Genomic DNA, 25822 nt, shown 5'->3' with positions numbered 1-25822 from the left:
GCTGGGCTCCGAAGCTGTCATGGAGTGAGGCTGCGAAGGGGGTTGAATCTCGATCCGAATCCGAAATGAAAAAGGAGGGTTGGCATGGCGAGTTCCCGGAAGCCGGGCGCGCGGTGGTGCCGAACGATCGCGATGGTTCTGGTCGTCGCGCCCTCGGCCGGCCTGCTTGCCATGGCCGCGGCGCCTTCGAATCCGAACGCGGAGAAGGCAAGCACGGCGGTGGCCAGCGTCAAGAAGCCCGAGCTCCCCGCGAGCAAGAAGGGGCATGGCAAGGCCGCCAAGGCGAAAGACGCGGAAAAAGGGGGTAAGAAGCCTCAGCGTCCCACCAAGGTGGTGTCGATTCCGACGCTCACCAGCGAAGGGCTCGACGCCCTGATGGAGAAGCACCTCGAGGCGGCCAAGGTCCCGCTGGCGAAGGCGACGACCGACGTCGAATTCGTCCGTCGGGTCCACCTTGACCTGACCGGCAAGCTGCCCACCCCCGAGCAGGTCCGCGGCTTCGTCCTGACCCGCGAGAAAGACAAGCGTGCCAAGCTCATTGAGTACCTGCTCCGCTCCGACGACTACGCCGAGAATTGGGCCCATTACTGGCGCGACGTGATCCGGTTCCGGGCCACGACCCAGAACGCCAACCAGGTGCTCTTCCACGAGCTCGAAACGTGGCTGGCCGAGAAGTTCGCCAAGAACGCCCCGTGGGACGAGATCGCCAAGGGGATGATCACGGCCACCGGCCGCGACGACGAGAACGGCGCGGTCATTTTCTCGCTCGCGCATGAGACGCAGGCCGTCGAGCTCGCGGGCGAAGTCTCACGCGTCTTCCTGGGCGTGCAGATCCAGTGCGCGCAGTGTCACGACCACCCGAACGACGCCTGGAAGCGGCAACAGTTCCACGAATTCGCCGCCTACTTCGATGGGTTGAACCGGAAACGGGTGGTACCGGCGGGCCCGGGGCAACGAGCCGTCTTCGAGGTCATGGCGAAGGCGAAGCCGCGCTATGCGATGCCCGACAAGCTCGACCCCCAGAAGAAAATCTTCGTCGCGCCCAAGTTCTTCCTCGACCCCAAGGGGGAGATCCTCCCGGCCGGCCTGACCGCGGCCGAGCGGCTCGGGATCGCGGCCGATTACGTCACCGGCCAGGATAACCCCTGGTTCGCCAAGGCGTTCGTCAACCGCGTCTGGTACATCCTCCTGGGTGAAGGATTCTACAACCCGGTCGACGACATCGGCCCCGAGCGAACCGCCAAGGCCCCTGAAGTCATCGAGGTCCTGGCCTCGGAGTTTCAAAAGGGGGGCTATGACGTCCGCTGGCTGCTCCGCACGATCCTCAACAGCCGGGCCTATCAGCGTGAGGTTCGCTCGACCTATACCGCGTCGGGACGGACCTCGTTCGCCGCCGTCTGCCCCAGCCGGCTCCGCTCCGACCAGATCCTCGACTCGCTCGCCCACTCGCTCAACTTCGAGGTGGATCCCGCACCCAAGAAGGACGCTCCAGGCAAAGACGCGAAGCAGAACGCCCTGGCGAAGGACCTCAAGGAAGCCGTCGGCAAGACCAAGGGGATGCGCGGCCCTGGAAGCAGGCGGGCGCAGTTCAACGCGATCTTCGGCGCGGATCCGTCGACCCCGTATGAAGACGTCCTGGGCACGATCCCCCAGGCGCTCTACATGATGAACAGCCCGGTGCTCAACAACGCGATGCGCGGCAACGGCAACAGCGTGCTCGGCCAGATTCTCACGGCCAACCCCAAAGATAACCGCGCGGCCCTGGGCGCGATCTACATCCGGGTCCTGGCCCGCGAGCCAACCCTCAAGGAAGTTCAGACCTGCGGCCGCTACATCGACAAGGTGGGCAACCGCAAAGAGGCGTTCGAGGACATCCTCTGGAGCCTGATCAACTCGACGGAATTCATCACTCGCCGCTGACCCACAAAACAAGTCCTGACGTGAGAGGATGACGACTATGTTCGAGAAGACGATCGTCAAAGTGGCGATGAACGGCCAGGGAGTCCTCCATCGCCGTGGGTTTTTGGGCGGCATCGGCCTCGGGGTGGCGGGATTGGCCACCGTCAGCTTCACCGACATGCTCGCCTTGCAAGCCGAGGAGCTTCGCAAGCGGCAGATGGCCTGCATCCTGCTCTGGATGGCCGGCGGGCCGAGCCAGATGGAAACGTTCGACCCCAAGCCGGACCACGCCAACGGTGGCGGCCTCAAGCCGATCGAGACCGACGTGCCCGGCATCCTGATCGCGCCGGGTTGGGAGCGGACCGCCAAGGTCATGAAGGACGTCGCCCTGGTTCGCTCCATGACCAACAAAGAGGGGAACCACGAGCGGGCCACCTACCAGCTCCACACCGGCTACCCCCCCTCGGGAACGGTCAAGCACCCGAGCTTCGGCTGCGTGAGTGCCAACGAGCTGGGTGATCCCAAGTTCGACCTCCCGCATATCGTCAGTATTGGCGGAGCCACGGTCGGCGCCGGCATGCTCGGCGTCTCGCTCGAGCCGTTCGTCGTCCAGAATCCAACGAAACCACCCGCCGACGTCGTGCCGCCGGTCAGCACCGCGCGGTTCACCAGGCGATTGGGCCTGATGCAGGCGCTGGAGCAGGGGGCGTTCGAGCGGACCGGAGGCGCCGATCGGGTCAAGGACCACACGGCGCTCTACAGGCAGACCGCGGGGATGGTCCTATCGCCCCGCATGAAGGCGTTCGACCTGAGCAACGAGGACGCGAAGGTCCGCGCAGCGTACGGAACGAGCGCTTTTGGCCAAGGCTGCCTGCTGGCGCGCCGGCTGGTCGACGCGGGCGTGACCTTCGTCGAGGTTCGCTCCGGCGGTTGGGATACGCACAAGGACACCGTCGAAGGGGTCGCCAAGAACGCCAGCCAGGTGGACCCTGGATTCGCGTCCTTGATCGCCGACCTGAAGAGCCGGGGGATGCTCGATCGGACGCTCGTGATCTGGATGGGGGAGTTCGGCCGCACCCCCAAGATCAACCCGACCGCGGGCCGCGACCACTTCCCCCGCGTGTTCAACATCGCCCTGGCCGGCGGCGGCATCAAAGGGGGCCAAGTCCTCGGCGCCTCGAGTCCCGACGGAACCGAGGTCAAGGATCAGCCGATCGCGGTCACCGACCTCCTCGCCAGCTTCTGCCACTCGCTGAAGATCGATCCGGCCAAGGAAAACATGAGCGCGCTCGGCCGGCCGATCAAGATCGTCGACGGTGGCAAGGTCGTCAAGCAGCTCTTCTCCTGAACGATCGCCTGGTCGGGGACCGTGGACGGCTCTCCCACGGTCCCAGGGGAGGAGTAGAGGTGGCAGGGGGGCCCCAGGAAAGCCTCTCGGCACTTTGGGCTTGGTCGAGAAAACCTCGTCTTGGGGTGACCCCAACCGGGTGATCGGTCCCGAGACCCGATGCTCCGCCTGACGGCATTGCGCCGATTCGAGGGGTTTTCCGCAAGACGGCAGGCATATCAGGTCGATCATGGAATAGGGATCGGGAGGGTTGTGTCCGAGGATTGGTGACGCGACCCCCTCGCCGTCTTGTATGCCGACGTTCCCGAGGGGACTCGGTTCGCTTTCGGGAAAGGAGTTCCCATGACCCTCCTCACGCGCACCGGCCTGGCCCTACTTGGCCTGGCCCTGGCCACTCCGGTCGCCGTCTGGGCCGATCCGCCCGCTTCGGCCGGCAATCCGCACAATCACCGTCGAGGACTGTTCGGCAAGCAGAAGCTTTGCGCCGAATGCCAGCGGGCCAAGTTGCAAGCCCAAGGAATCAACATTCCTCCGCCCCCGTCGTTGCCTGCTGGGGGAGTGACGACCGAGGGAGGCGTCTGCACCGCCTGTCAGGCAGGGCAGGGCATGGTCGTCTCGGATTCGGCCGCGGGTTATGCCGTCGTTGGCGGCGATTCGGCGCCGGGCTATGCGGTAGTCGGCGGTCAGGTTCCGAGTGCCGACCCGTCGCCGATTGGCGTCGTCCAGGGCCGCCCCTCGCAGGCTCCGGGCCGTTCGGCCGGGACCGATCGCTCGGTGATGCAGGCGAGCACCATGCCCGCCCCCGACCCGGTCCGTCCGGCGGGGTCCAACCGGCCCCGGGTTCTCTCGCACCTCTTCGGCCTCTCCGAGATCGGTAGCGAGTATCGCGAGAGGAAGCAGCGGCTGCGAGGCCAAGATCACGCTTCGATCCGTTACGACCAGCCGGAGACCCAGCGGGTCACCGACCTGCCCGCGTCGAAGGTCTACGGCAAGTAAGCCCCTGCCAACGGGAGCGCGAACTCGATTTCCTGAAGTCCGCCGAAGACCCTCGGAGCCGAATCTTAAGGAACACGGGCTAATTCGCACGATCGGCCCGACCCGAGGACGGATCCTCGAATCCATCGACCACTTCCCGTTTTTTCGCCTCCGAGACTTCCGCGGACCCCGCCTCTGTTTTCGGCGGAACTGAGCCGAGAATCATCGCTGCTACCCCCCGGACCGGCCCAACGTCCCCCGACGATGGGCCGGTCCGGCGCGCGCCGTCAGGTTTCACTCCAGAATCGGGGTCGGTCGAACCGATCCACTACCCATGGCCAAACTGGACCGCGAACGACGTCCTTTCTCCAAAAGGGACGGAGGACGTAAGGACCGGCCCTGGTCGCCGGCATGCTCCACGCGAAGGATTGCGTGGGAGACTGTCGATCGCTTGCTTCCGGAACTCCAGGAGGGATACACCGATACGATACAAAAGGGAGTGACCATGCGTTTCGGAAAATGGCGAGGAGTGGCGCTGACGTTTGCCCTGGCGGCAACGTTCACGATCGGTCAGGGCCGTTCGGTCCAAGCCGATGGATTCCATACGATCCCTCGTGAAGTCGACGCCGTCGACATCAACACGGGTGGACCTTACTTCGCTCCTCCTGTCCCCTATGGCCACTACGCCAAGGGGGGCCACGGCGGCCTGGCCAAAGTGGGCGGACTGCTGCACGGGGGCCTTGGCGGCCACGGCAGTGGCTGCGGTCTCGGGAGTGGTTGCGGGCTCGGCGGCCACGGCAACGGCTGCGGGCTCGGCGGCGATTGCGGAGGCCACAAGCATGGCCTTTTCCAACATGACGGTGGCTGCGGGGACGGCGGCTGCGGCGACTCCGCGGGCGGCTGTCGCGGTCTCGGCCTGTTCAAGAAGGGCCACGGCCACGGTGGAAAGTTCTTCGGATGCGACGATTGCGGTGGACCGGTCTCGACCGGTGCCACGATCGTAGCCCCGTCGAGCCAGGCTCCGCTCGTCTCGGCCCAGTCTGCTTACCCCTCGTCTCAGTGCGGCGATTCCGGGTGCAAGCTCAAGCTTCGCCACTTCCATCGCCGCGGTAGTGGCTGCGACCAGTGCAGCGGCAATGGCTGCGGGATCTGCCAAGGTGGGGCCGGTGGATTCTCGTCCGGGAATCTCTGCGATAGCTGCCACGGCGGAGGGTGCGGAGCCTGCGGCGGACGGGGTCTCTTTGGTAAAGGTGGATGTGACGCTTGTGGTGGTAAGGGCTGCGGATCCTGCCTCGGCGGCCATGGGTTGCTCCAAGCCTCCCATGGCGTGCTCGGCCTCCCCAAAGCCCTCGTCGGCAAGGCGCTTCACAAGGGTGACATCAAATGGTTCGTGGGGCCTGGGGGACCGGTTCCCCTCACCCCCGGCTACGTGCCCTACATCGTGACGACCCGTTCCCCTCGCGACTTCTTCGCCTTCCCTCCGTTCAACGAGAACGTCCCCTGATTTGGGTTCCGATCGGGTGACTCACCCCAAGATCCGACGCAGGCCCGGCATGAACTGCCGGGCCTGCGTCGTTTCGGTTTGCGCTCGCATTCGAGGTCAGATCGACCCGCCCCCGGTAGGGCTTCAGCCGATTATTCCGGCTTTACGAATTAGGGGGCCCTCAGGGCGAGCGAAGGTGATTCGAATCGCTCCAGGGGTTCCAACAATCGGCCGACATAGAAGAAACCCGCCGGATGCGATGCACGGAGGCGATCAGTACGAATCTTTTGATGAGGAGGGGTGGCGATGCGCGTTGGTTCTCCACGACTTGGCCGGATGGGGCTCTCGGCCCTGGCGGTCCTGGGCGCGGTCATGGTCCTGCCTGGCCTGCCAGCGTTCGGGCAGGTCCCTCAGCCGATCATCCCCGATCTCGTAGAGCGGAGTGGTCTGATCTCGCGGTTCGATCGGATCGAATCAACCTTACCGGCCGACCCGCGCCGCGATACCTGGTATCACACCCGCTGGGGCGACCGCCCCCACGGCCATCGCCCGAATAGCATCAAAGAGGGGGGACTCTACGGCCATCCCCTGAAGGCGAACTGCACGGCAAGCATCTACCCCTACTTCTACGGCAGCCCCGGCAAGAGCACGATCAACTGCGACTGCAAGCCTTGGCACCCATCGCTCCGCATCATCCAGAGCTTTGCCAAGCCCTTCAAGCCGATCGGCATGTATTACGACCAAGGATCATACGTGCCGATCTACGACCTCGATCCGATCGCGCCCGGCCCCGGCCCCTATCCCTACCCCTGGTACTTCAACCAGGCACGCGGCGGTTGAGGCGGAGTGAATGAGTGGGCCCGACCTCGATTGAGGCGAACGGAGAGCGCAAGCTCACTCGACTCGCTTTAAAGGCCCGACGTCCGAAGATGTCGGCCCGCAACAGCAACAACATGTGTGAAAAAACTGTCTTGTATGGTGGGCCGAGTCCACCCTACAAGACATAATCGCCTGTCAATCTTTGGTCTCGGTCGCTAGCCACGTCTTCAATTCATTCTGAAGTTGGCGAGCGAGCTCAGGGTACTCGGCGATCGCGTTGCGACGCTCGGCGGGATCGGTCTCGACGTTGAACAGTTCGGGGCGGCCGGCGCTGGTGATCACCAGCTTCATGGCGCCTCGCATCGCGGCGAGCTGGTTCGCTCCCTCGACCCGCCACTCCCAGAACAGGGTCCGTTCGGGAGACTTCGCTTTGCCGGTCCAGGTCGACCAGAGGTCGGCGCCGTCGACCTGCCAGGCCGGTTCCGGGTGGGCACCCGTGGCGGCGAGAAGCGTCGGAAAGAGGTCGGTCATATGAACCACCTCATTGGAGACAACCCCGGCGGGCACGTGGCCCGGCCAGCAGGCGATCCCAGGGACACGAATCCCCCCCTCCCAGAGCGTTCGCTTCTGACCTCGGAACGGCCGGTTGCTGTCGTGGTAGTCGCTCGCGCCCAGGTTGCCCGACTCGAAGGTCGCGCCGTGGTCGCTCACGAACACCACCAGCGTATCACCAGCCAACCCCAGGCCTTCCAGCGCGGTTATGATCCGGCCAACGTTCTTGTCGAGTTGGGTGACCATCGCCGCATAGGTCGCCCGGATCGGTTTCGAGGGGTCCGCCTCGGTGAACTTTCCTTTGTGAAGCGCCACTTCCTCGGCCGGGGCCTCGATATTGAAGTGGGTATTGATGAAGGGAACGTAGAGGAAGAACGGCGTCGCCTTCTCCTTGTGCCGCTTGAGGAAGTCGATGGCGTGGTCGGCGAACATGTCATCAGAATAACCTGAGACCGGCTTGAGCTCTCGGCCATGCCAGAGCGTTTCGGGATACTTCTCCCAGGCGTGTTTGGCATCGGTGAAGCCGAAGAACTCGTCGAAACCCTGGTCCATCGGGTGGACGTAGGTCTTGCCGCCATCCCTCGGCTGGCCGTGGTGCCACTTGCCGAACAGGGCCGTGTCATAGCCTTGCGTCTTGAACGCTTCGGCCAGGGTCACCTCGCGGGCGGGCAGATCGTCATTGTTGCGCGAAACCCCGTTGTGGATCGTGTACTTGCCGGTCATCAGGGCCGCTCGGCTCGGGGCACAGACGACAGCGGCCGTGTAGAACCGCTTGAAAGTCGTCCCACGCGTCGCCAGTCGATCGAGGTGAGGGGTCGCCCACTCGGTGCGCCCGTTGAACCCGACGTCGCCCCAGCCGAGGTCGTCGGCCAGCAGCAACAAGACGTTGGGCCGTTTCGTCCCTTCTTCGGCCGCGAACGCCGGGGCGCCGATGCTGGTGACGATCAGGGCCAAGAGCACCCGGAGGCGATAGGTCATGGCGCGGTTCTCGCTCTGGAAGCGGTGTGTTTGCCAATCGGTCCTTCGGAGGAGGCGACCTCACTCTACAAAAGTGGGTTCTCGCGGGCTATAGTGGCGCTTTCCGGACCTCGGCTCATGGGTGCGGCTCGCGGATTCCCTGAAACCAGAAGGAAACGGAGCGGGTACGAGTACCCCTCGACCCGTTCCGATCCGCGGCCGGAACCCGAAAAAATGGGTGAGCGACGGCTCACCCCGTTGCGGCACGAACCAACGCGCCCGGGGCCGACGGACCGTCCGAACCAAGGGTATGACTCTTAGGGTAGGGGAACGACACGATGAGCCAGCGGAAGTTGCGGGTAGGCATGGTCGGCGGCGGGGGGCCAGCCAACTTCTTCGGCGGACCTCACCGCCGCGCGATCCTCATAGACAACTCGGCCGAGCTCACGGCAGGGGCCCTGCGGAGCAAGCCCGAGGAGTCGCTTGAGGCGGCTCGCGACCTGTTCTTCACCCGCGGCTATCCCGACTGGCAGAGCTTGGTCAAAACCGAGGCCGCACTGCCCGAGTCGGAGCGAATCGACTACCTGACCATCGTCACCCCCAACGACGCGCACTTCGGACCGGCCGACGCCGCCGCGGCCGCCGGGATCGCCGTGCTCTGCGAGAAGCCGCTGACGACCACGCTCGACGAGGCCCGCCGCCTGCACGCGACCGTCGCCGCGCACAAGACTCCGTTTGTCGTCGCCTACACCTACACCGGCTTCCCCATGGTCATGCTCGCCCGCGAGTTGATCCGCGACAACGCGATCGGCGAAGTCCGCAAGGTCGAGGCCTGGTATCCCCAAGGCTGGCTCGCCACCAAGCTCGAGTCCGACGGCCAGAAGCAGGCGGCCTGGCGGGTCGATCCCAGCAAGGCGGGCGCATCGGGGTGCGGCGGCGACATCGGCACGCACGCCTATGAATTCGTTCGGTTCGTCGCCGGCCGGCAGGCGACTCGGATTCGCGGCCGCCTCAAGGCCTTCGTGCCGGGCCGCGCCCTCGACGACGATTTCACCGTCCTGGCCGAGCTCGACAACGGCGGGATCGCCACCATCGCGGCCTCGCAGATCACCATCGGGGCCCAGAACGACAACGGGTTCCGGATCAGCGGCACGACCGGCACCCTCGAGTGGTCGATCACCGATCACACCGTGCTCAAGCATTACTCCGGCGGCCAGCCGCTCCGGCTCTATCGCCAGGGGGCCGATTACGACTATTTCCCCGGTTCGATCAAGCCCTACCTGCGGCTCCCCTCCGGCCACCCCGAAGGGTTCCACGAAGCGCTCGGCAACCTCCACCGGACCCTCGAGTGGACCATCCGCGGGCGCCGAGGGGAGAAAGTGCCCACCCCCTACGACCATCCGGGAATCCTCGACGGCGTCGCGGGAATGGCGTTCGTGGAAGGGGCCGTCGCCAGCTCCCACGAGGACGGTGCCTGGATCGAGATGCCCAAGTTCGGCTAAAAAAAAGACGTCCCACGACGAATCCAGCGGATCCGCCTCTTGAAAATGAGGAAGTGAGCCACAGTGAAAGACCCCTTGGTGCGGTTCAGCGTCGCCATCGGTGGCGAGTTGCTTCAAAAATTCGACCAGTACCGCGAAACGCATCAGTACCCGAACCGGAGTGAGGCGGTTCGCGGTCTGATGCGCGCGGCGCTGATCGAGGACGTGATCACCGTCGACGAGAGCGACGCGATGGGCGTCGTCACCCTGATCTACGACCATCACGCCGGCCGGATCTCGGAGCGGCTCACCGAGATCCAGCACTTGCACCTCGAGCGCGTGGTCACCACGACCCACGTCCACCTCGACGCCCACCGCTGCCTCGAGGTGATCCTCCTCCGCGGGTCGGCCAAGCTGATCCGCGAGTTGGCGGACAGCCTCATCGGCACCAAAGGGGTCGAGTCCGGCCGCCTCGTCCTGACCGCGGCCGGGCCTATCCCCCACGCGCACCCGCATGGTCATGACCATGACCACGGAGACCACCACCACTGAGCGCCCCCGGCCGACTCTTGGAGGGTGGGTCGACCCTCCTTTTACAAAGGGAGCGAAGTCGGGCGCTCCCCCATCTCGTCGGCTTTCCGCCGCGCTTGCAGCTCGCGAAAAAACCAGAGTTCCTTGCGGTTGCCGCGCAGGGCCTCCAGGCCCTCGCGCACCAGGTTGACGCAGGCGGCGAGCATCATGAAAACGCCGAGGACCGCCAGGAGCGTCGGCAGGAAGATCAGGCTGTGTTTGCCCGTCCAGACGTCGAGCGCCAAGGTCAGGCTCGTCCCCACGAAGGCGCCGAAGGCGAGGTAGAGGGCCACCAGGGCATACCGAATCCGGTAGCTTCGCCAGACCAAGCGGTCGAGCTCGGCCTCCACGTTCGCCAACCGCTCCCTCGGATAGTCGAAGTCCGCGCCCCGCCGGCCGATTCGGTCCCCCAGGTCATTGAGCACCCGGATCCGATCGACGATCCGCGACATCCGGTTCGAGGTCGAGATGATCAACGAACCATTGGCTGTCAGGAATATGGCCGGCGTAATCATGGCCGAGAGCGTCGCGTAGACGTCGAGATCGCCAGACAGACCGATTGGCATGGGCAGACCTTCTTCTTCCTCGGGGCAAGTCGAGAGCCGTTGGCAGGCCTCCCTAGCCCTGGATCATCGTCGCCCCGCCCTTGGAACGTCAATTGCAGTCGCGAGAAACTTTTCCGTACGAAAGAATGGTATGGAAGAGGAGGGGAATCGCGCCTTAACAAAACAATACGATTGCATGGATTGGCCGGCCCCAAAACGTCGGGTACACTTAGAAACTTACTGAAGGCGAGCCCGACTCTCTCAACGCGCCTGAGAGGACCTCCTCGCCTTCCTAAATTCGCGCCGGAAGCCCAAGTGGCTTCCCTTTGATTCCGCACCGTGACGAGACACCCATGGCACGTAGAGCCGGACGCGCAGCGGCAACGCTCCGATTCGAGGTCCTCGAGCCTCGCACGTTATTGAACGGCAGTACAACCGACGACTTGTTCGTCCGGTTCAAGCCGAATCTGTCGGGGGGGACGATCCAGACGGCCCTGGCCACCGTGGGCGCGTCGGTTGTCGAGCAATATCCCTCGGGGCCGATGTTGATCTCGGTGCGGCCGGGGAGCGACAGCAGCCGCCTGCTCCAGTGGTTCCGAGCCAGCCCTCTGGTCAGCTACGCCGAGCCCAACGCCTCGATCCATGCCGCGGCGACGCTCACTCCCAACGACCCCTCGTACAATCAGCTCTGGGGTCTGAACAACGCCAACAACGTCGATATCGATGCCCCCGAGGCCTGGGGCATCACCCAAGGCCGCTACACAACGGTCGTGGCGGTGCTCGACACGGGCATCGACCTCAAAAATGTCGATCTGACGAATCGGATCTGGGTCAACCCCGGCGACCTCTCCGGGGCCGACGGGTTTCGCAACGCCGTCAACGGCTGGAACTTCGTCAATAACAACAACAACGTCCAAGATAACAACGGCCACGGCACCCACGTCGCGGGCATCCTGGGGGCGGCGGGCAACAACGGGTATGGCGTCACCGGAGTGGACTGGTACTCGTTGATCATGCCCGTGAAAGTCCTCGACAGCAAGGGCGACGGCACCACCGACGCCGCAGTCAATGGCATCTACTTCGCTGTGAACCACGGGGCCCGAGTGATCAATGCGAGCTGGGGCGGGGGCGACTACTCGCAGGCCCTCCGCGACGCGATCGCCTACGCGGGAGCCCACGGGGTCGTCTTCGTGACGGCCGCGGGCAATGACGCGGCGAACAACGATCTCTCCGCCTCTTATCCGGGGAGCTACAACCTCAACAACGAGATCACCGTCGGCGCGGTCGACTCGCAGGGAAACCTCGCGAGTTTCTCCGACTACGGTGCCCAGACCGTCGACCTGGTCGCGCCCGGCGTCAACATCTTGAGCCTGATCCCGGGGGGCTTCGCCACCTACTCGGGAACCTCGATGGCCACCCCGTACGTCGCCGGAGTCGCCTCCTTGGTGCTCAGTCTCCATCCCGAATTCAACGCGGAACAGGTCGTTCAGCGGATCCTGTCCACGACCAAGCCACTCCCCGGCGTGGCCGGCAAGACGGTCACCGGCGGAATCGTCGACGCCTACAACGCGGTCAACTTCGCCGCCAACGTCACGTCGACCGCCGTCGTGAGCGACGGAATTCCGACCTCGGTCACGCTCGTCCCCAACGGAACGAGCGACTACGACGTGCTCGCCAAGATCCTCGGAACCAACGACTTCTACAACGGCCAGGGCGGCACCAACGCCGGCTTCGTCACCGGCCTCTACCGAACGCTCCTGGGACGCGACCCCGAGCCCGCGGGGCTCGCGAGCTGGGTCGGGCGACTCAACTCGGGCCAGACGCGGATTCAGGTCATCGAGACCTTCGAGCGGACCCCCGAAGCGCTCCAGGTCAAAGTCGCGCACTGGTATCAGGACGTCCTGGGCTGGAACGCGCCCTTGGCCCAGCTCAAGCTCGATCCCGGAGTCGTCTTCTGGGGCAGCCTGCTCGCCGCCGGTCAGACCGATAACGCGGTGCTTGCCCGAATCCTCTCGACGAGCGACTACCTGGTGGCCAGCGGGGGAACGAACGAAGGGTTCGTCACCGCGCTCTATCAATCCTTGCTCGGCCGGTCGACCGACCCCGAGAGTTTCCAGTACTTCGTCGGCCAACTCCAGGGGGGCATGTCCCGCGTCAACCTGGTTCAAATGGTCCTGAGCTCGGTCGAGGCCAAGCGCACCAAGGTCGCGCGCTGGTATCAGGAGCAACTCGGCTGGAGCCAATCCCTGGCCCAACTCCAGGCCGATCCGGGCGTCCAGTACTGGGCCGGATTCCTCGGCAACACCTGAGCCCCGAGCCGTCTCCTCGTGTCCTCGAATCGAGGCCGACGGCTCCCGCTCCCGCTCCCGCTCCATCGCCCTTTCCCGATCGCCGGCCGGTGGGTATGATCCGTAGTCTCCCGATGGATGGGGAAGAGTCACGCTCAAGGAGGAGCCATGACCATCACGACGCGCCCCATGACCTCAAGCCTGCGTGAGGCATTGGCCGTGGTCGAGTTGTTCCTTGACGTCTTCCGCCGCGACCTGCTCAGCTTCTACCCTCAGTTCCAATTCGAGCACCTGCCGAACGATCCGGGGGTCTACGACTTCCGAGCCGGCCCCGACTTCCAACTGATCGCCGACCCCGAAAACGGCGGCGAGTCGCTCGATATCGTGCTCTTCGGCACCCGTCATCGGCTCATTCTTCGCCACAACATTCGATTCACGCTCCACGATCAGCAGATGATCCGCGCCCTGGGAGCGGTGCTCACCCTCCGCTACCACCACCTGTTCCAGATCGCGCACACGTCGCGTCTCGAACTGTTCCGCGGCGGTTCGGAAGACCACTACGTGGCCGCCTTCATCGACCCCTCCGCCTACGCCGTGACCACCGCCCGCCCCAGCCGGATCGCATCCACAATCCTGACCTTACGCACCGCGGCCCTCTCCACCTACGAGAACCGCCGGGTCTCCACGGGCGCCCTACTCCTGGGTCCCGGCAATGACCGCGATCACCCGCTTTCTCCAACTTCCGCCGACGCCCTCTTCTACGGGGTCGAGCTGACCAGCCTGAAGAGTATCCATCGACTCTGCGACGGTAAGCGGACCTTGTTCCTGGTCGATCAGGAGGGGAAGCTCGCCGACATCATCGACGTCGAGCGCTGGGCGGCCGCGACCCCGGGAGCCGGAACGAACGAGACCCCGTGTGCCCGCGCCTACACGGCGCACGCACGGGCGACCCGCGTCTCCGGGCACGTCTGCCTGGTTCTCAGCCCGAACCAGGAGATCAAGCTGTTCGCCGGCGGTTTGCAGGCGTTTGTCTTTGCCCACGGCCGGTGGCGAATCCTCGACCCAGCCGCCAAGTTCGCCGTCTGGGAAGCCGCGACCGCCCATCCCCAACTGGCGCGTGCGCTCTTCCAGACGGCACTCGACCTGGCCGAGTCTCGCCAAGGCGGCCTCTTCGTCGTCGCCACCGATCCCGGGGCCGCCGTCGGCCACTTGATCGCGCCTCACGACCTGCTCGAGCCCGATTCGGAAGTCCCGTGCGGACCGCCCCCCGAACTGACTCCCGGTGATCCGCTCGCCAAGCGGGCGTTGCACTACCTCGCGCGGGGACGCAACGTGACCGCGCTCGCCCCGTCGGTCCTCGAAGCCCTGGCCGGCCTCGACGGCGCCGTGGTGACCGACCGCAACGGCGGCCTGATCGCCTTCGGAGCGATCCTCCGCCACGACGCCGCCCATCTCCCATCGCCAATCACCGCCGAAGGGGCACGTACCACCGCCGCCATCGTCGCCAGCCGGTTCGGCCCCGTCCTCAAGGTCAGCGAAGACGGCCTCATCTCCTGCTTCCTCAACGGCGCCAGGGTCTGGGACCTCTGAGAAGTCGATCCCTGCCGAATTGACACACCTTTGCAATCACAACATTCACCATGATCCTTGGACATTCCAGCTCATTACCAACCCGATTCGACCCGGCGAGTCACACCGCAAAACTAAATTCGCATGCAGACCTAAACACATTACGTTAGCAAAATGACACTCCCGGCGAGGTGGGTGTCCTGCTCGAGCGTAAGCCTGATTTTCTCGCCTGCATCCGGTTACACTCGATTAGCGCTACCCGCCACAGATGCCCATTTGCGTCTCACGCTTAGCGTCCGCTTTAGCCGGACCGCTATCCGCAAGCAATCATTTTTATGTCTCCCTCCACTTCGACGCTGCGTCATGACTTGCCCGCATCGGGCGAGAACCGCCTCTTGGCGGCCCTTCCGCCGGATGAGTACGCGCGGATCCTCGATCAGGCTGAGTTGAAATCGCTCAAGCTCCGGGATATTTTGCATCGGGCAGGAGGGCCTCTCGAACACGTTTATTTCGCCAGGAGCGGGGTCCTTTCGAGGATCCTGATCATGCTCGACGGGAGGGCCGCCGAAGTGAGCCTTGTGGGCAATATGGGCATGGTCGGCCTCACCGCCTACCTTGGAGCCGACACCTGTTTGACTCACGTGATTTGCCAGATCCCGGCCGAGGTTCTCCGGGTGCCGGCGTTGGCCTTCGCCACTGAAGTCCGGCGAGCCGGGAGACTGCAAGAGATCGTTTATCGATATACCAGAGTCGTCGTCAACACAACCTCCATCCTGTGTGCATGTAACTGCCTGCATTCGATCGAGGAGCGCTGTGCCCGATGGATCCTGATGAGTTGGGACCGGGCCGGTACCGACGAGTTCCCTCTCACCCAGGAATTCCTTGCCGTGATGCTTGGAGTTCACCGGCCGAGTGTCACCCTCGTCGCCGGGGCTCTCCAAAATGCCGGACTCATTTCCTACCGGCATGGCCGTGTGACCGTGCTCGACCGAGAGCGTCTCGAAGAGGTTTCGTGCGAGTGCTACCGGACCATCCGGGATGACTTCGATCGCCTGCTCATTTGATGAGGGAAGAAGTGCAGTCCGGGCCAAGTGCCTTCGGTTCATGCGGATTCTAGACAGTTTTCCTAAATTTCCCACTTTGTCTGATTCCGTACAAACTATTCTGGCGCATTCGATACCCTGAGAAGCCATGACCTGGCGAGTCGAAGCCCCTCGCGACACCGAATGGGCGTGAACGGAGCAGATCCAAGAGCGTCCTCGTCCAATCATCGGCCGGGAGGCAGGGCGAACCGACTGCTCGATGGCGATCCGTAAGCTTCTGAGCAATCTGCGGGTCTGTCATCGTCGGACCTTCACTCGAATCTCCGAGCGGATCAAAGAGCTTCAGAAACGACAGGAAACCCCGGACCATTTTGACACGCATCGGCCTGCCCGGTGTGATGCCGTGCCGCCGTCGCAGCGATCTGCGGAACAGAGATGCTGGACGGCGGCACTGGCTTTGTGGGGCCGACTATCAATCGGGAGATTCTCGGAGTCCGGCCATTTGGACTTGCCTTGCCTTCACATCAGAATTACAAAAACTTGATGACAGAGAGGATCTCCGCGAATTTGTAATGCCTGGGCCCCCGGTCTGATCCAGGGCGGGGTGAACCACGCGAAGTCATACGACGGAAACCACGGCGCCACCGGGCATCTGTTATTTATGCGTACGGTGTTTGCTAGCATAAAAATAAAAAAATTATTTGCACAATACAATTGAGTCGGCTAATCTGAAATTAGCCTAATAAGCAGGACAGGAATATTGGGGAAGGGCTGACCTGGAACGCCAGCCACTCCTCAAGCCACCCGCTGGTGTTCGAAGAGGCGCACCAGTACGGGAGGTCAATTATGGCTACCGAACGCCAGATCCAAGAGACTGTCGCCAGCTTCCTCTCAGGTATGTTCTTCTACGTGAACAGCGGGAAGACGCCACAGGTGATGCGCGTGATGACCGCCGAGCTGCAAGCCACCGCACATCTCGTCCTCGATGGGGGCTTGAGCGAACGGGAACTCGTCGATTCCCTCCTTCGCCCCATTGAAGCCAAAATGATCGCCCGATTCGGCTCCTCGGAGAGTTCCAAACTCTTCGATAAGCTCGCCGAGGTCTTCAAGGGGTTGATCAAGGCTGGTGAAGTTCATTCCCTCGCCTTGGAGTGACTCCGGCGGGTGAGTATTCGTTGCCACACGAAATCGGCTTGGCACCAACCCCGCGCCATGAGTTGGTACTGCGTCGCCGAACGTCCTTGGCTTGGCAGCCCCCTTCGTGGGGCCATTGACCTTGCTGCCCTCAGGGCGTGGTTCACAGCCACGTGGGCCTGACGGTCCGCCCATTGGGCTCAGCTTTTGGCTAGCAGCAGGTACTTTTCACCAAGCCTCACCTGCTGTCGTCCTGAACGGCCCGCTCGGCGACCATTCGCTCACGCTGCTCGGAGCGAGCAAGTCGTCCGTGACATAGCGACCCACTAAACGCATAACCACTACACGCAATCACTCCTGAGAATAGCATGCGAAGAATCTACAAGAATGCCCCTTCTCCTCGTTTTCCGACGTCCTCTCCGGTCATCGAAAACTGCATCGTCAGCGAGACAGTATGTGAAGTCCGTGTCTGGACTGATCACGAGTGGCAGCAGCTCCCCTTGGATGCTCGTCCCTACACGGTGGAATATATCCCGGGATTGGGCTGGGTGGGAGCCATGCTCAAACGGAAAACGTAAAAAATCACCATTAACTCACGAGATATTTATTTTTTGACTTAACTTACGTGAACCATTTTGATTAGAATATGAATTGTGTTCCTCATTCTTGGCACGCCTGAATACCAATTCGCTTTGGCATGAAATTCGGCATGCAGGCCCAAGATGGTCAAATGGGGAAATAACGGATAGGGACGGAGCCCTTGGCAACACCGCCTCTCTTGCGACAGTCGCCCGAAAGAAGGATCTCCAATGTCCAAGCGATTCATGGCCACCCTGGCTGGCCGCACCAATCTCAAGTCGACGATGGGCTCTCTCAAGGTCCCAGAGCCGATCATTCCTGCGACCTGGGAGAATGACAACGATTGCGAACAGGCTTATCGTGCGAGTCAGGCCCCTGTTGAGAGCGTTCGCAGCCAGAATCTGAATCCGACAACCGGCCACCGCAAGCATTCGTCGGCCGAACTCGAGTTCATGAAGGCCATCCAGGAATACAAGCAGGCGAGCGGTTGCTTGTACCCCACTTGGGCTGAAGTTCTCGAAGTCTTAGAGAAAATGGGACACCGCTTACCTAAGACCGACCCAATTTGACGTCGGATTCGCTCGCCTGACACCAGATCATGGCCACGCAAAAAATCATTGGTGCGATTCCCATGGTGGAATCGCCATAGAAAAGCCACCCCTCCATCGTTCCATAATCCATGGCAAACTTGGGGATGCGGGGTTCGTCGGCAAATCAGACGAGAGGGTTCGGATCGGGTCGCGATGGGTAAGACCCAACCCGATCTGAGTTGACGGGGTCAAGGCGAGGCTGGCGAGGCGAGGTCCCGTTTAAGCGAGCGGTCGGCAAGGTGGCCGGTTGGTGGACTGGCCAGGCGCGTCACGATTCAGAGGCCACATCCACACCAACGGCACGACGACCTTTGATCGAGAATGCCACCGACAACGGGAAGCAACCCGCGGTTCGATCCAACACGAGCGATCCGGACGTCGCAGGCGACGGCGCCCCATGCCATCCCCAGGTCCACGCAAGTTCTCAGCACCGGGGAGAAGCGACAGCCGGACGCAATCAAGGCAATCCTTGGCCGACTGGATCGCCAATTCGGCCTGGCGTCGTCCGGTGATGTCCCGAAAGATGAGCACCACGCCGACGACGTTGCCGCGATCATCCTTGATCGCCGCCGCACTATCGTCGATGGGCCGCTCACTGCCGGCTCGGGCAATGAGCAAGGTATGGTTCCCCAGTCCGACGGTCAGCCCACGCTCGATGACGTTCCTGACCGGCTGCGTGACGGGCTCCTTCGTCATCTCGTTGATGATGCGAAAGACCTGCTCGACCTCCACGCCGGCTGCCTCGCCGAGTGTCCAGCCGGTGAGTTTCTCGGCGACGGGATTGAGGTAGTTCACGCAGCCGTCTCGGTCGGCGGTGATGACACCATCGCCGATGGAAGCGAGCGTGATTAGGAGCCAATCACGCTGGCCGAAGACCGTGTCGTCCGCGTGTCGATCCCATTCTGAATTCGGGACCATGGAGCCTTTTCCAACTCATGCCGACAAATTTATGCCGTCGGAGATCGATCCGTGCGTACGGAGAGCTTGAAGCGGCTCACGGGTTGAGTCCAACCCGTGTGGTGGCACCCAGCGGCCTTTGAATCGCGACGGTCGCCCCTCAGAAAATCAAAGAAAAATCGCGACCAACGGCTTAGGACGAGAGCGTCCCGCTCTGGAGATGCTGCTCCAGCAGTTCGACCGCCCGGCCGACCCCATCCTCGGCGCGGATACGTCCCCCAAGTTCGACGGCCCGGCGGCGCATGGCTTCGTCGGCGATCATGCGCCGGAGGCTCTCGGCGAGATTCTCGACGCTGAGCCTGTGGTGCGGGATCGGCTTCGGACCGACCCCGAGAGCGTGCACACATCGTCCCCAAAACGGCTGGTCAGCCATGAAGGGCACCACGAGCGACGGCACGCCGGCTCGCAGGACTGCGGCGGTGGTGCCGGCTCCGCCGTGGTGGACGACCGCCTGCACGCGAGGGAAAAGCCACGAGTACGGCGCGGATTCGACCGAGAAGATGCGGTCCGAAACCGGCGCGGCCAGGAGTCCCCCCCAGTTCGTTACCAGGACGCCACGCTGACCGCACTGGTCCAGCGCCCGTAGAACGATGTTCGTCACCCGGGCGGCATCGCGGTCGTGCATGCTGCCGAAGCCGACACAGATCGGCGTCGCCCCGGAGTCGAGGAAATCGATCAGGCCCGAGGGCGGTTGCCAGCGAGGATCGGGGGCGAGGAACCAGAATCCGGAAACGTGGTGGTTTACGCCCCAGTCGGATGGGGGCGGCACCACGTGGCGACTGTAGCCGTCCAGACACAGGCGTGGGGCCAGGAAGGCCGCGACCGGCCCGTAGAAGGGGACCGGCGGCAGATCCAGCACATCGCGTCGTGCCCGGTTGAGGGCCGGTCCGAGCAGGAGCGACATGCCCAGGCCCGTCATCGCGTACGTCGCGAGGTTGTACGCACTCGAGCCGGGGACTCCGTGCGGCCAGGGCCGGAACAGGCAGATTGGTCGAAAACGGCTCGGCGCGACGGGTTGCAGTGAGGTCCAGACCACCGGCAGATGCTCCCGATCCGCGACCGACTCGGCGAGGAGAAACTCGGTGTTCGTGGACAGGATCACGTCGGCGCCGCGGCAGGCGAGCCAGCAGCGGTGCAGCAGATGGTGTAGCAGCGGCCGGCGCAGGCGTGCGAACTCGCACAAGAAGGCAAGGGCATTGCTACCGGAATGTAACATGCGGTCACCCGTGTCACTCGCCTGGAGGGCCCGGCCGCCCTCTTCCAACGAGAAGAATTCAAGGCCGTGGCAGCGGACGAACCTCTCGAAGTCCGCGTGCGTGGCCAGGCACACCTCATGGCCACGCGTTCTCAGGCCGACGCCAAGAGCCACATAAGGCTGCACGTCGCCGAGGGAACCTGTCGTTGGAATCGTGACTCGCATCGTCCCACCCGACGCTCCGCGTAGAAAGACCTCAGGTGACCCTTGGCCCGGCGTCCGACACCAACACCGTCAGATGCGTCCCAGGAGCACGAGGATCAGGAGAATGAGCAGCAACAACCCCAAGCCCCCGCTCGGGGCATAGCCCCAATTCCGACTGTGCCCCCAATTGGGAAGGGCGCCCACGAGAAGCAGGATCAAAATGACCAGCAAAATCAAACCAATACTCATTGGACACCTCTTGCGATCTTAGATCGCTCAGTAATAACCACCGCAGTGCAAGCGATCGGCGGCCCCGATCGCTTCTTATATCGTTGATTTTTGACACTTCCGCAGTCAATCCTCCGTCACGCGATGGTGGCGTGGGGGCAGCTCGGCCCGCAGGTCCTGAATCGGGAAGGGCGGCGGCGGCTCGCTCCCAGCGCAGCGCGACAAACGTGGGATAGGCCACGTTCTATGACTGAAAAAGTGAGGATTTGACACGTCTCGCTGAGCTCCACCGCAATTTCATGCGATTTCGCTACATCCACCAAGTCACAAGCCCGATCTTTCAAGATCAAAATGACTTACGGCCGGCCATCGGCATGATGGAGATCGGCGAGAAGTCTCTAACTTCCCGTCGCCTCGATAAGGCGTTGCTCGCGACGATCGGTGCCGGTACGATGCCCCGCACGTCACATCCCCAAAATCAACACACCCTGAGTCGGAAGGATTCCCGCGTGAACTCTCCGCCTACCCGGCCGATCCAACGAACCTGTCGCGCGTTCGTGCTGGCGGCCTCGATCGTCGGCCTAATCACGGCCACGTCCCAGGTCCAGGCGCAAGCCACGAAACCGAACTCGCCCCCACCGAAGAGCCAATCGTTGGCCCGCTATGTTCCCGGTGACGGCTTGATCGTCCTGATCGACCACGAAGGGCTTGAGGCCCAGCCAGGTGCCTGGAAGGGAACGGCCGCCTTCAAGATCCTCAACGACACCACGCTCGGGGCCATGCTTGAAGACATTGCGGCCCAGGTCGTCGATCGCGGGCTCCAGTCCGCTCCCGGCGCACCGGTCTCGGGCAAGGAGGTCGTCGGGTTGCTCACTCACATGGCCTCCCAAGGGTTTGCCATCGGCTACTGCGGCTCCCTCAACCCGCCCCAGCCCAAGGCCGGGGTCTTGGTCGTTCGCAACGCCGATCAAAGCGACGTGATCAAGCGGATCATGCAACGAATGGAAGGCGCCGCGAAGCGGGTCGAACAGCCGGGCGGGCGTAAGGTCTGGACGATCGTGGGTGCCCCCATCCGCTGGTGGCTGGAGGGCCACGACGTCGTCTTCTCCTTCGTCCCCCCCGGAGCGGCGGCCGACCCGGTCGCCGAGACCCTCGACGGCAAAACTCCCAGTGCCCTGAAGCACCCGGCCTTCACCGCCCTCTCGAAAGCCGAGCCCGATGTCGTCCCCGTCGGCCTGCTCTTCGTCGACCTCGCAGGTCTGCCGCCGTTGCCCCCGGACGCGGTCCGAGCCGGGCTCGACGGCATCAAGCGCGTGGAAGCGTGCTGGGGAATCCAGAAGCAGGCCATCGTGACCACACTCGGCGTCCAGGCGCCCCGGCCCCGGCGCGGCGTCCTGGCGTTGTTCGACCAACCGTCCCTCGGCGCCGGGACTCGATTCGCCCCCCCGAAGGGGGTGGTCGACTCCACGCTGCTGTCGATCGATCCGAGCAAGGTCGCCGACGTCTTGCTGGCGATCTTGAACCAAAATGACCCGAAAACCGCGGAGACACTCGGCCGGTTCGCCCAGAGTTTTCAAGAGCGGACGGGGCTGAGCCTGCGCAAGGACCTCCTGAACAAGCTCGGTCCGAGGATGGGCGTACTCACGCCGGATTCGGCCGGGTTGAGCAACGTCATCGCGTTGTGGTTCAATCCCCCGGATCTCGGAGTCGTGGTCGAATTGAAGGATCCAAACGGCTTCGAGGCCACGCTCAGCCGGCTGATCGAGGCCGCCAACAACGAGCTCAAGGCGGCCGGTGCCATGGTCCCGCCCCAGCCCGGTCGGCCGGCAAAGCCGGGAACCGCGTTCGCCGAGTTCCGCCGCCTCAAGCCGCCCGAACGGGGATACGTGCTCACGGTCCCCCCTCGGTCCTGCCCACCCCGGCCGGATTGCGCCCGACCATCCTGATCGACCTCAAGCGCGGTCGACTCGCCCTGGCAGGATCACCCGCCGTCGCTCGGCGCGTCTTACCCACGCTGGTGCTGGATGAGCCGGGAGCCAAACCAAATGAGGACCGGAACGCGCTGCTCGTCGCCAAGTCCGACCCATCCGCGAGCCTCCCCGAGCTTCTCGTCAACATCCCCTCACTCGTCCAATTCGTTGGAATCACGGCCGCGCAATCGCGAGGCCCCGGCATGCCTGCGGCGAAAGCACCGTTCCGGCTCGAGTTCGACCCCGACACCCTGCCCGACGTCGAGGCCATCCGCCCGCATCTGTTCCCGTCGAAATTCACACTCGCGGCGAACGAGACCGCGATCCGAATGACGGCGTACTCGGCGTTCCCACTCCCGGTGCCGCAAATCAATGCCGGGATGGAGACGCCGATCCTGGTCGCCTTGCTCTTGCCGGCCGTGCAATCCGCCCGCGAGGCCGCCCGCCGCGCCCAATGCGTCAACAATGAGAAGCAGCTCGGGCTCGCCTTCCACAATTATCTTTCCACCCGAGACACCTTCCCGCCACCGGCCATCTTGGACAAGGCCGGCAAGCCGCTCCTGAGCTGGCGCGTGGCCATCCTGCCCTACCTCGAACAGCAGGACCTCTACAACGCGTTCCACCTCGACGAGCCTTGGGACAGTCCCCACAACAAGACCCTGATCAAACGAATGCCCACAACTTACGCATGTCCCAGCCAACTCGACATCGAACCGGGCACGACGATTTATCGTCTCTTCACCGGCAAGGGAGCGGCATTCGACCTGCCCGAGGGGACGAAGATCGCCGACATCAGCGACGGCCTGTCAAACAGCGTCGGCATCGTCGAGGCCAAGGAACCGGTCATCTGGACCCAACCCGAAGACCTGCCGTTCAACGGCGATGGAGCGGCGGCCCTGACCCTGGCCGGCTCAAAACACCCGGGAGGGTTCAACGCTTTATTCCTTGATGGAGCGGTTCGGTTCCTCAAGGTCTCAATCGCCGCGGACGTCTTCAAGGCGTTGCTGACCCGCGACGGCGGCGAGCTTGTCCAGGGCGATTACTGAGCCGCGCCAATTGGATTCCGGATCGGGAGCGGTTCCTCCCGATCCGGATGGTGAAGCTCCTGGGGGGTTTCCCGTTTGACGCCTCACCGAAACCCACTCATTTTCTCATCTAATTAACTCTCGCAAGTCTACAATTCTCAAATTTTATCCTTGGCGATCGGCGCGACCGTGGCTCCCACGAAGCGAATGTAATCGTCGGGGGCGAGCACAATTTGAAGCCCTCGGATTCCCGCCGAGATCGAGATCAGGTCGAAGAGCTGGGCCGTCTCGTCCACGAAAACGGGATAGTTCTTCTTGCAGGCCAGGGCGGTCACACCGCCGCGGATATAGCCGGTCAGGGGCTCGACCTCCTTGAGCGGCACGGTTTCGACTTTCTTGTCACCGGTCGCCTTCGCCAGGGCCTTGAGGTCGAGCTGGGCGTCGCCAGGCACCACTGCCAGACAGACGCCGTGTTTGTCTCCCCGGGCCACCAGCGTCTTGAAGACCTGCTCGGGCGGCAGGCCGACCTTGCGGGCCACCGTCTCGGCGGCCAGGTCCTCGGGATCGAACTCGTACTCCCGCAACTCGAAACCAATGCCCTGGCGCTCGAGGAGCCGGACCGCGTTGGTCTTGACCATGCCCACGACGATAACCTCTTGCCCTGATCGACGATCGGCCGCAATCCACCGCGCCGTTTGGCGATGAGGACTGCGGTTTGCTTACTCCCCTTCATTCTATCGCCCGGACCGGCCGTCCGGCGTTCGTTTCCGGATGACCGTCGCCATGGCCGCGGAGACCAGGTTTCCCTCCAGCACCTCGGCCTCCCGGAGCAGACGGTCCCGCTCGGCCTCGGATCGGGTGATCACACCAAGTTTCACGAGGAGCCGGGTTCTGACGTCCGGTTCCTCGGCGTGGCTCAGGCCCTCGCGATAGGCCGCTTCCGCCTCTTGTTGATAGCCGAATGCCTCGGCGGACTGGCCGAGCTCGATGTAGAGTGGGGCGAAACCGCTCCATTCGGCGACCGCACGCCGCGCCAGGGGATATTTCTCCTTCGGCGTCCCCGGACCGTCCACAAGGGTGAAGAGGGCGAGGAACGCCTCGTATTCCAGCTCCCCGAGTGCAAGTTGCCGCGCCAGCCAGAGGTTCGACCGGCAGTGGAACCAACCCGGCGCCAGTTCCTCGGTCGCCTCGTACGCCTCGACCGCCTGGTGATGCCGCTCCAGCAGGAGAAGGGTCAGCCCCTCGAGGTATCGCGGCTGGGGGTCGAAGCGATCCGCGCGTGCAGCGTCGCGAAACAGTTCCAAGGCAGGTTCGTGATCCCCCGAGGCGGCCATGACACTTCCTCGCTCGCCCAGGACGGTCGCGGGACGAAGCGAGATCCGGTTCCGCTCGTGGATGAACTGGACCTTTCCTTCCACCATCGGAGGAGCTTCGGCCACCTCGTAGCGCCGGCCCGCGACCTCGACCACGACCCGGTTGAGCGGTTCCCCAGCCCGCACCCGGAGGGCACGCTGGTGATAGGTGTCCGCCGCGTCGATCCGGCCCACCCCCTTGAGCGCCACAGCCAGCCGCTCCGCGAAGTCGGCCGCCTCAGGAGCGCGGCCGAGATAGCGGTAGACCTCGTGCAGGTTCCCCAGATAGGCGATGACCCCCTCGGTGTCCCCCGACTGATCGCAGAGTTCCAGGGCGTGTCGCAACGGGGAGATCGCTTTTTCGACGGCACCGGACTGAAAGTAGCAATCTCCCAGTTGGCCGTAGGTGATCGGCAGGTAGTGATCGGCCCCCGAGCCCCGAAGCGAGCGAGCCTCGATCAGTAAATCATTGAGTGTGGTGGCGGCCGCGCGATAGTCCAACGCCTCCAACTGAGCGCCTGCCTGATCCAGACCTTGCCGCCAGCGGACCAGCGGATTCTCCTCATCGGGGCCACTCAAGAGTTGAATGAGGGTGGGGTCACCCAGGTCGTGGTCAAAGATCTCCGCGATCGCGATCAGGCCGTGCAGATACCGCTGCGTCTGCGTGGGATCGTCGCGAATCGCCGCCGGCACCTGGCGCCAGTCGAGAAAGTGGGCTGCGATCGATTCACGGTTTGCGCGTGAGAGAGCCGTCAGCCGCTTCCGGTCCCCGGCCGAAGCCGCAACGATCAGGCACTCGCGCAACGCGGTGGGATCACCGATGGTCGACGCCTTGGCCTTGAGGAAGCGATCGAAAAACCCCATATCATTCCCCGGTGGCGGCGCAACCGTACCCATTGAAGCAAGGCCCCGAAGTTGCACCTCATTTCTTTCGGAACATAGCCCCTGAAACATCACCTCGCAAGCGGGTGGGAGCACGGAATCACTTGACGGGACGCGCCACGGTCGAAATCCCCCTCCCGACACCGCGACGTGGCAATCGTCTCGGGCTCATCCCCC

General features: G+C 63.6%; 21 protein-coding genes. 14 read left to right on the top strand and 7 right to left on the bottom strand.

The annotated features are described in order from the left end of the window. The first annotated feature begins 84 nt into the window (after nt 1-84). From BUS42_RS23245 to BUS42_RS23225, 5 genes are all read left to right on the top strand, one after another. Complete coding sequence (locus BUS42_RS23245; protein ID WP_074310108.1) at nt 85-1920, top strand: DUF1549 domain-containing protein; 1836 nt, start codon at nt 85-87, stop codon at nt 1918-1920. Between the two features lie 37 nt (nt 1921-1957). Further along, nucleotides 1958-3247: a DUF1501 domain-containing protein gene (locus BUS42_RS23240; protein WP_074310106.1), complete on the top strand. Its 1290-nt coding sequence runs from the start codon at nt 1958-1960 to the stop codon at nt 3245-3247. Nucleotides 3248-3589: 342 nt separating this feature from the next. Then, complete coding sequence (locus BUS42_RS23235; protein ID WP_074310104.1) at nt 3590-4243, top strand: hypothetical protein; 654 nt, start codon at nt 3590-3592, stop codon at nt 4241-4243. A 484-nt stretch (nt 4244-4727) separates the two neighbouring features. After that, nucleotides 4728-5726, top strand: coding sequence for a hypothetical protein (locus tag BUS42_RS23230; protein WP_074310102.1), 999 nt, complete (start codon nt 4728-4730; stop codon nt 5724-5726). A gap of 285 nt (nt 5727-6011) precedes the next feature. Next, on the top strand, nt 6012-6545 hold the full coding sequence (locus tag BUS42_RS23225; RefSeq protein ID WP_074310100.1) for a hypothetical protein: 534 nt from the start codon (nt 6012-6014) through the stop codon (nt 6543-6545). Between the two features lie 174 nt (nt 6546-6719). On the opposite strand, the gene BUS42_RS23220 is transcribed toward BUS42_RS23225, so the two are convergent. After that, nucleotides 6720-8054 (bottom strand): sulfatase family protein, encoded by a 1335-nt coding sequence (locus BUS42_RS23220; RefSeq protein ID WP_074310098.1) that lies wholly within the window; start codon nt 8052-8054, stop codon nt 6720-6722. Nucleotides 8055-8371: 317 nt separating this feature from the next. On the opposite strand from BUS42_RS23220, the gene BUS42_RS23215 reads away from it, so the two are divergent. Further along, the gene (locus tag BUS42_RS23215) at nt 8372-9535 is read left to right on the top strand and encodes a Gfo/Idh/MocA family protein (RefSeq protein WP_074310096.1); all 1164 of its coding nucleotides are present in this window, start codon (nt 8372-8374) and stop codon (nt 9533-9535) included. A 63-nt stretch (nt 9536-9598) separates the two neighbouring features. Continuing rightward, complete coding sequence (gene nikR, locus BUS42_RS23210; protein ID WP_074310094.1) at nt 9599-10066, top strand: nickel-responsive transcriptional regulator NikR; 468 nt, start codon at nt 9599-9601, stop codon at nt 10064-10066. Nucleotides 10067-10107: 41 nt separating this feature from the next. Here the strand turns inward: nikR and BUS42_RS23205 are convergent, their stop codons facing one another. After that, complete coding sequence (locus BUS42_RS23205) at nt 10108-10650, bottom strand: DUF2721 domain-containing protein (RefSeq protein ID WP_074310092.1); 543 nt, start codon at nt 10648-10650, stop codon at nt 10108-10110. 332 nt (nt 10651-10982) lie between these two features. On the opposite strand from BUS42_RS23205, the gene BUS42_RS23200 reads away from it, so the two are divergent. From BUS42_RS23200 to BUS42_RS23180, 5 genes are all read left to right on the top strand, one after another. Continuing rightward, nucleotides 10983-12938, top strand: coding sequence for a S8 family serine peptidase (locus tag BUS42_RS23200; protein ID WP_074310090.1), 1956 nt, complete (start codon nt 10983-10985; stop codon nt 12936-12938). Between the two features lie 147 nt (nt 12939-13085). Beyond that, complete coding sequence (locus tag BUS42_RS23195) at nt 13086-14507, top strand: hypothetical protein (protein ID WP_074310088.1); 1422 nt, start codon at nt 13086-13088, stop codon at nt 14505-14507. A gap of 314 nt (nt 14508-14821) precedes the next feature. Next, a complete protein-coding gene (locus tag BUS42_RS23190) occupies nt 14822-15550 on the top strand; it encodes a Crp/Fnr family transcriptional regulator (RefSeq protein ID WP_074310086.1) in 729 nt (242 codons plus the stop codon). Between the two features lie 825 nt (nt 15551-16375). Further along, nucleotides 16376-16684: a hypothetical protein gene (locus tag BUS42_RS23185; protein ID WP_074310084.1), complete on the top strand. Its 309-nt coding sequence runs from the start codon at nt 16376-16378 to the stop codon at nt 16682-16684. A gap of 788 nt (nt 16685-17472) precedes the next feature. Next, on the top strand, nt 17473-17811 hold the full coding sequence (locus BUS42_RS23180; protein WP_074310082.1) for a hypothetical protein: 339 nt from the start codon (nt 17473-17475) through the stop codon (nt 17809-17811). A 240-nt stretch (nt 17812-18051) separates the two neighbouring features. Here BUS42_RS23180 and BUS42_RS23175 read toward each other — a convergent pair whose 3' ends face one another. The 3 genes from BUS42_RS23175 to BUS42_RS23165 form a co-directional block, all read right to left on the bottom strand. After that, nucleotides 18052-18750, bottom strand: coding sequence for a PAS domain-containing protein (locus BUS42_RS23175; protein WP_083670448.1), 699 nt, complete (start codon nt 18748-18750; stop codon nt 18052-18054). 172 nt (nt 18751-18922) lie between these two features. Beyond that, nucleotides 18923-20209: a glycosyltransferase gene (locus BUS42_RS23170; protein WP_074310080.1), complete on the bottom strand. Its 1287-nt coding sequence runs from the start codon at nt 20207-20209 to the stop codon at nt 18923-18925. Between the two features lie 69 nt (nt 20210-20278). Beyond that, on the bottom strand, nt 20279-20437 hold the full coding sequence (locus BUS42_RS23165) for a DUF3309 family protein (RefSeq protein ID WP_074310078.1): 159 nt from the start codon (nt 20435-20437) through the stop codon (nt 20279-20281). A 488-nt stretch (nt 20438-20925) separates the two neighbouring features. Between BUS42_RS23165 and BUS42_RS45300 the strand changes: the two genes are divergently transcribed. Continuing rightward, nucleotides 20926-22362 carry a hypothetical protein gene (locus BUS42_RS45300; RefSeq protein WP_254053681.1) on the top strand — a complete coding sequence of 479 codons (1437 nt, stop codon included), beginning with the start codon at nt 20926-20928 and terminating at the stop codon, nt 22360-22362. After that, nucleotides 22344-23432 (top strand): DUF1559 domain-containing protein, encoded by a 1089-nt coding sequence (locus BUS42_RS45295; RefSeq protein WP_254053680.1) that lies wholly within the window; start codon nt 22344-22346, stop codon nt 23430-23432. Before BUS42_RS45300 ends, BUS42_RS45295 begins: the two co-directional genes overlap by 19 nt. 137 nt (nt 23433-23569) lie before the next feature. Here the strand turns inward: BUS42_RS45295 and ybaK are convergent, their stop codons facing one another. Further along, on the bottom strand, nt 23570-24049 hold the full coding sequence (ybaK, locus tag BUS42_RS23155) for a Cys-tRNA(Pro) deacylase (RefSeq protein WP_074310076.1): 480 nt from the start codon (nt 24047-24049) through the stop codon (nt 23570-23572). Nucleotides 24050-24145: 96 nt separating this feature from the next. Further along, nucleotides 24146-25660 carry a tetratricopeptide repeat protein gene (locus tag BUS42_RS23150; protein ID WP_254053679.1) on the bottom strand — a complete coding sequence of 505 codons (1515 nt, stop codon included), beginning with the start codon at nt 25658-25660 and terminating at the stop codon, nt 24146-24148. Nucleotides 25661-25822: the final 162 nt, after the last annotated feature.

The organism is Singulisphaera sp. GP187 (assembly GCF_900129635.1).
Classification (GTDB): Bacteria; Planctomycetota; Planctomycetia; order Isosphaerales; family Isosphaeraceae; genus Singulisphaera.
Note: the sequence above shows the minus strand (reverse complement) of the source record. Positions and strands in the feature narration are given on the sequence as shown.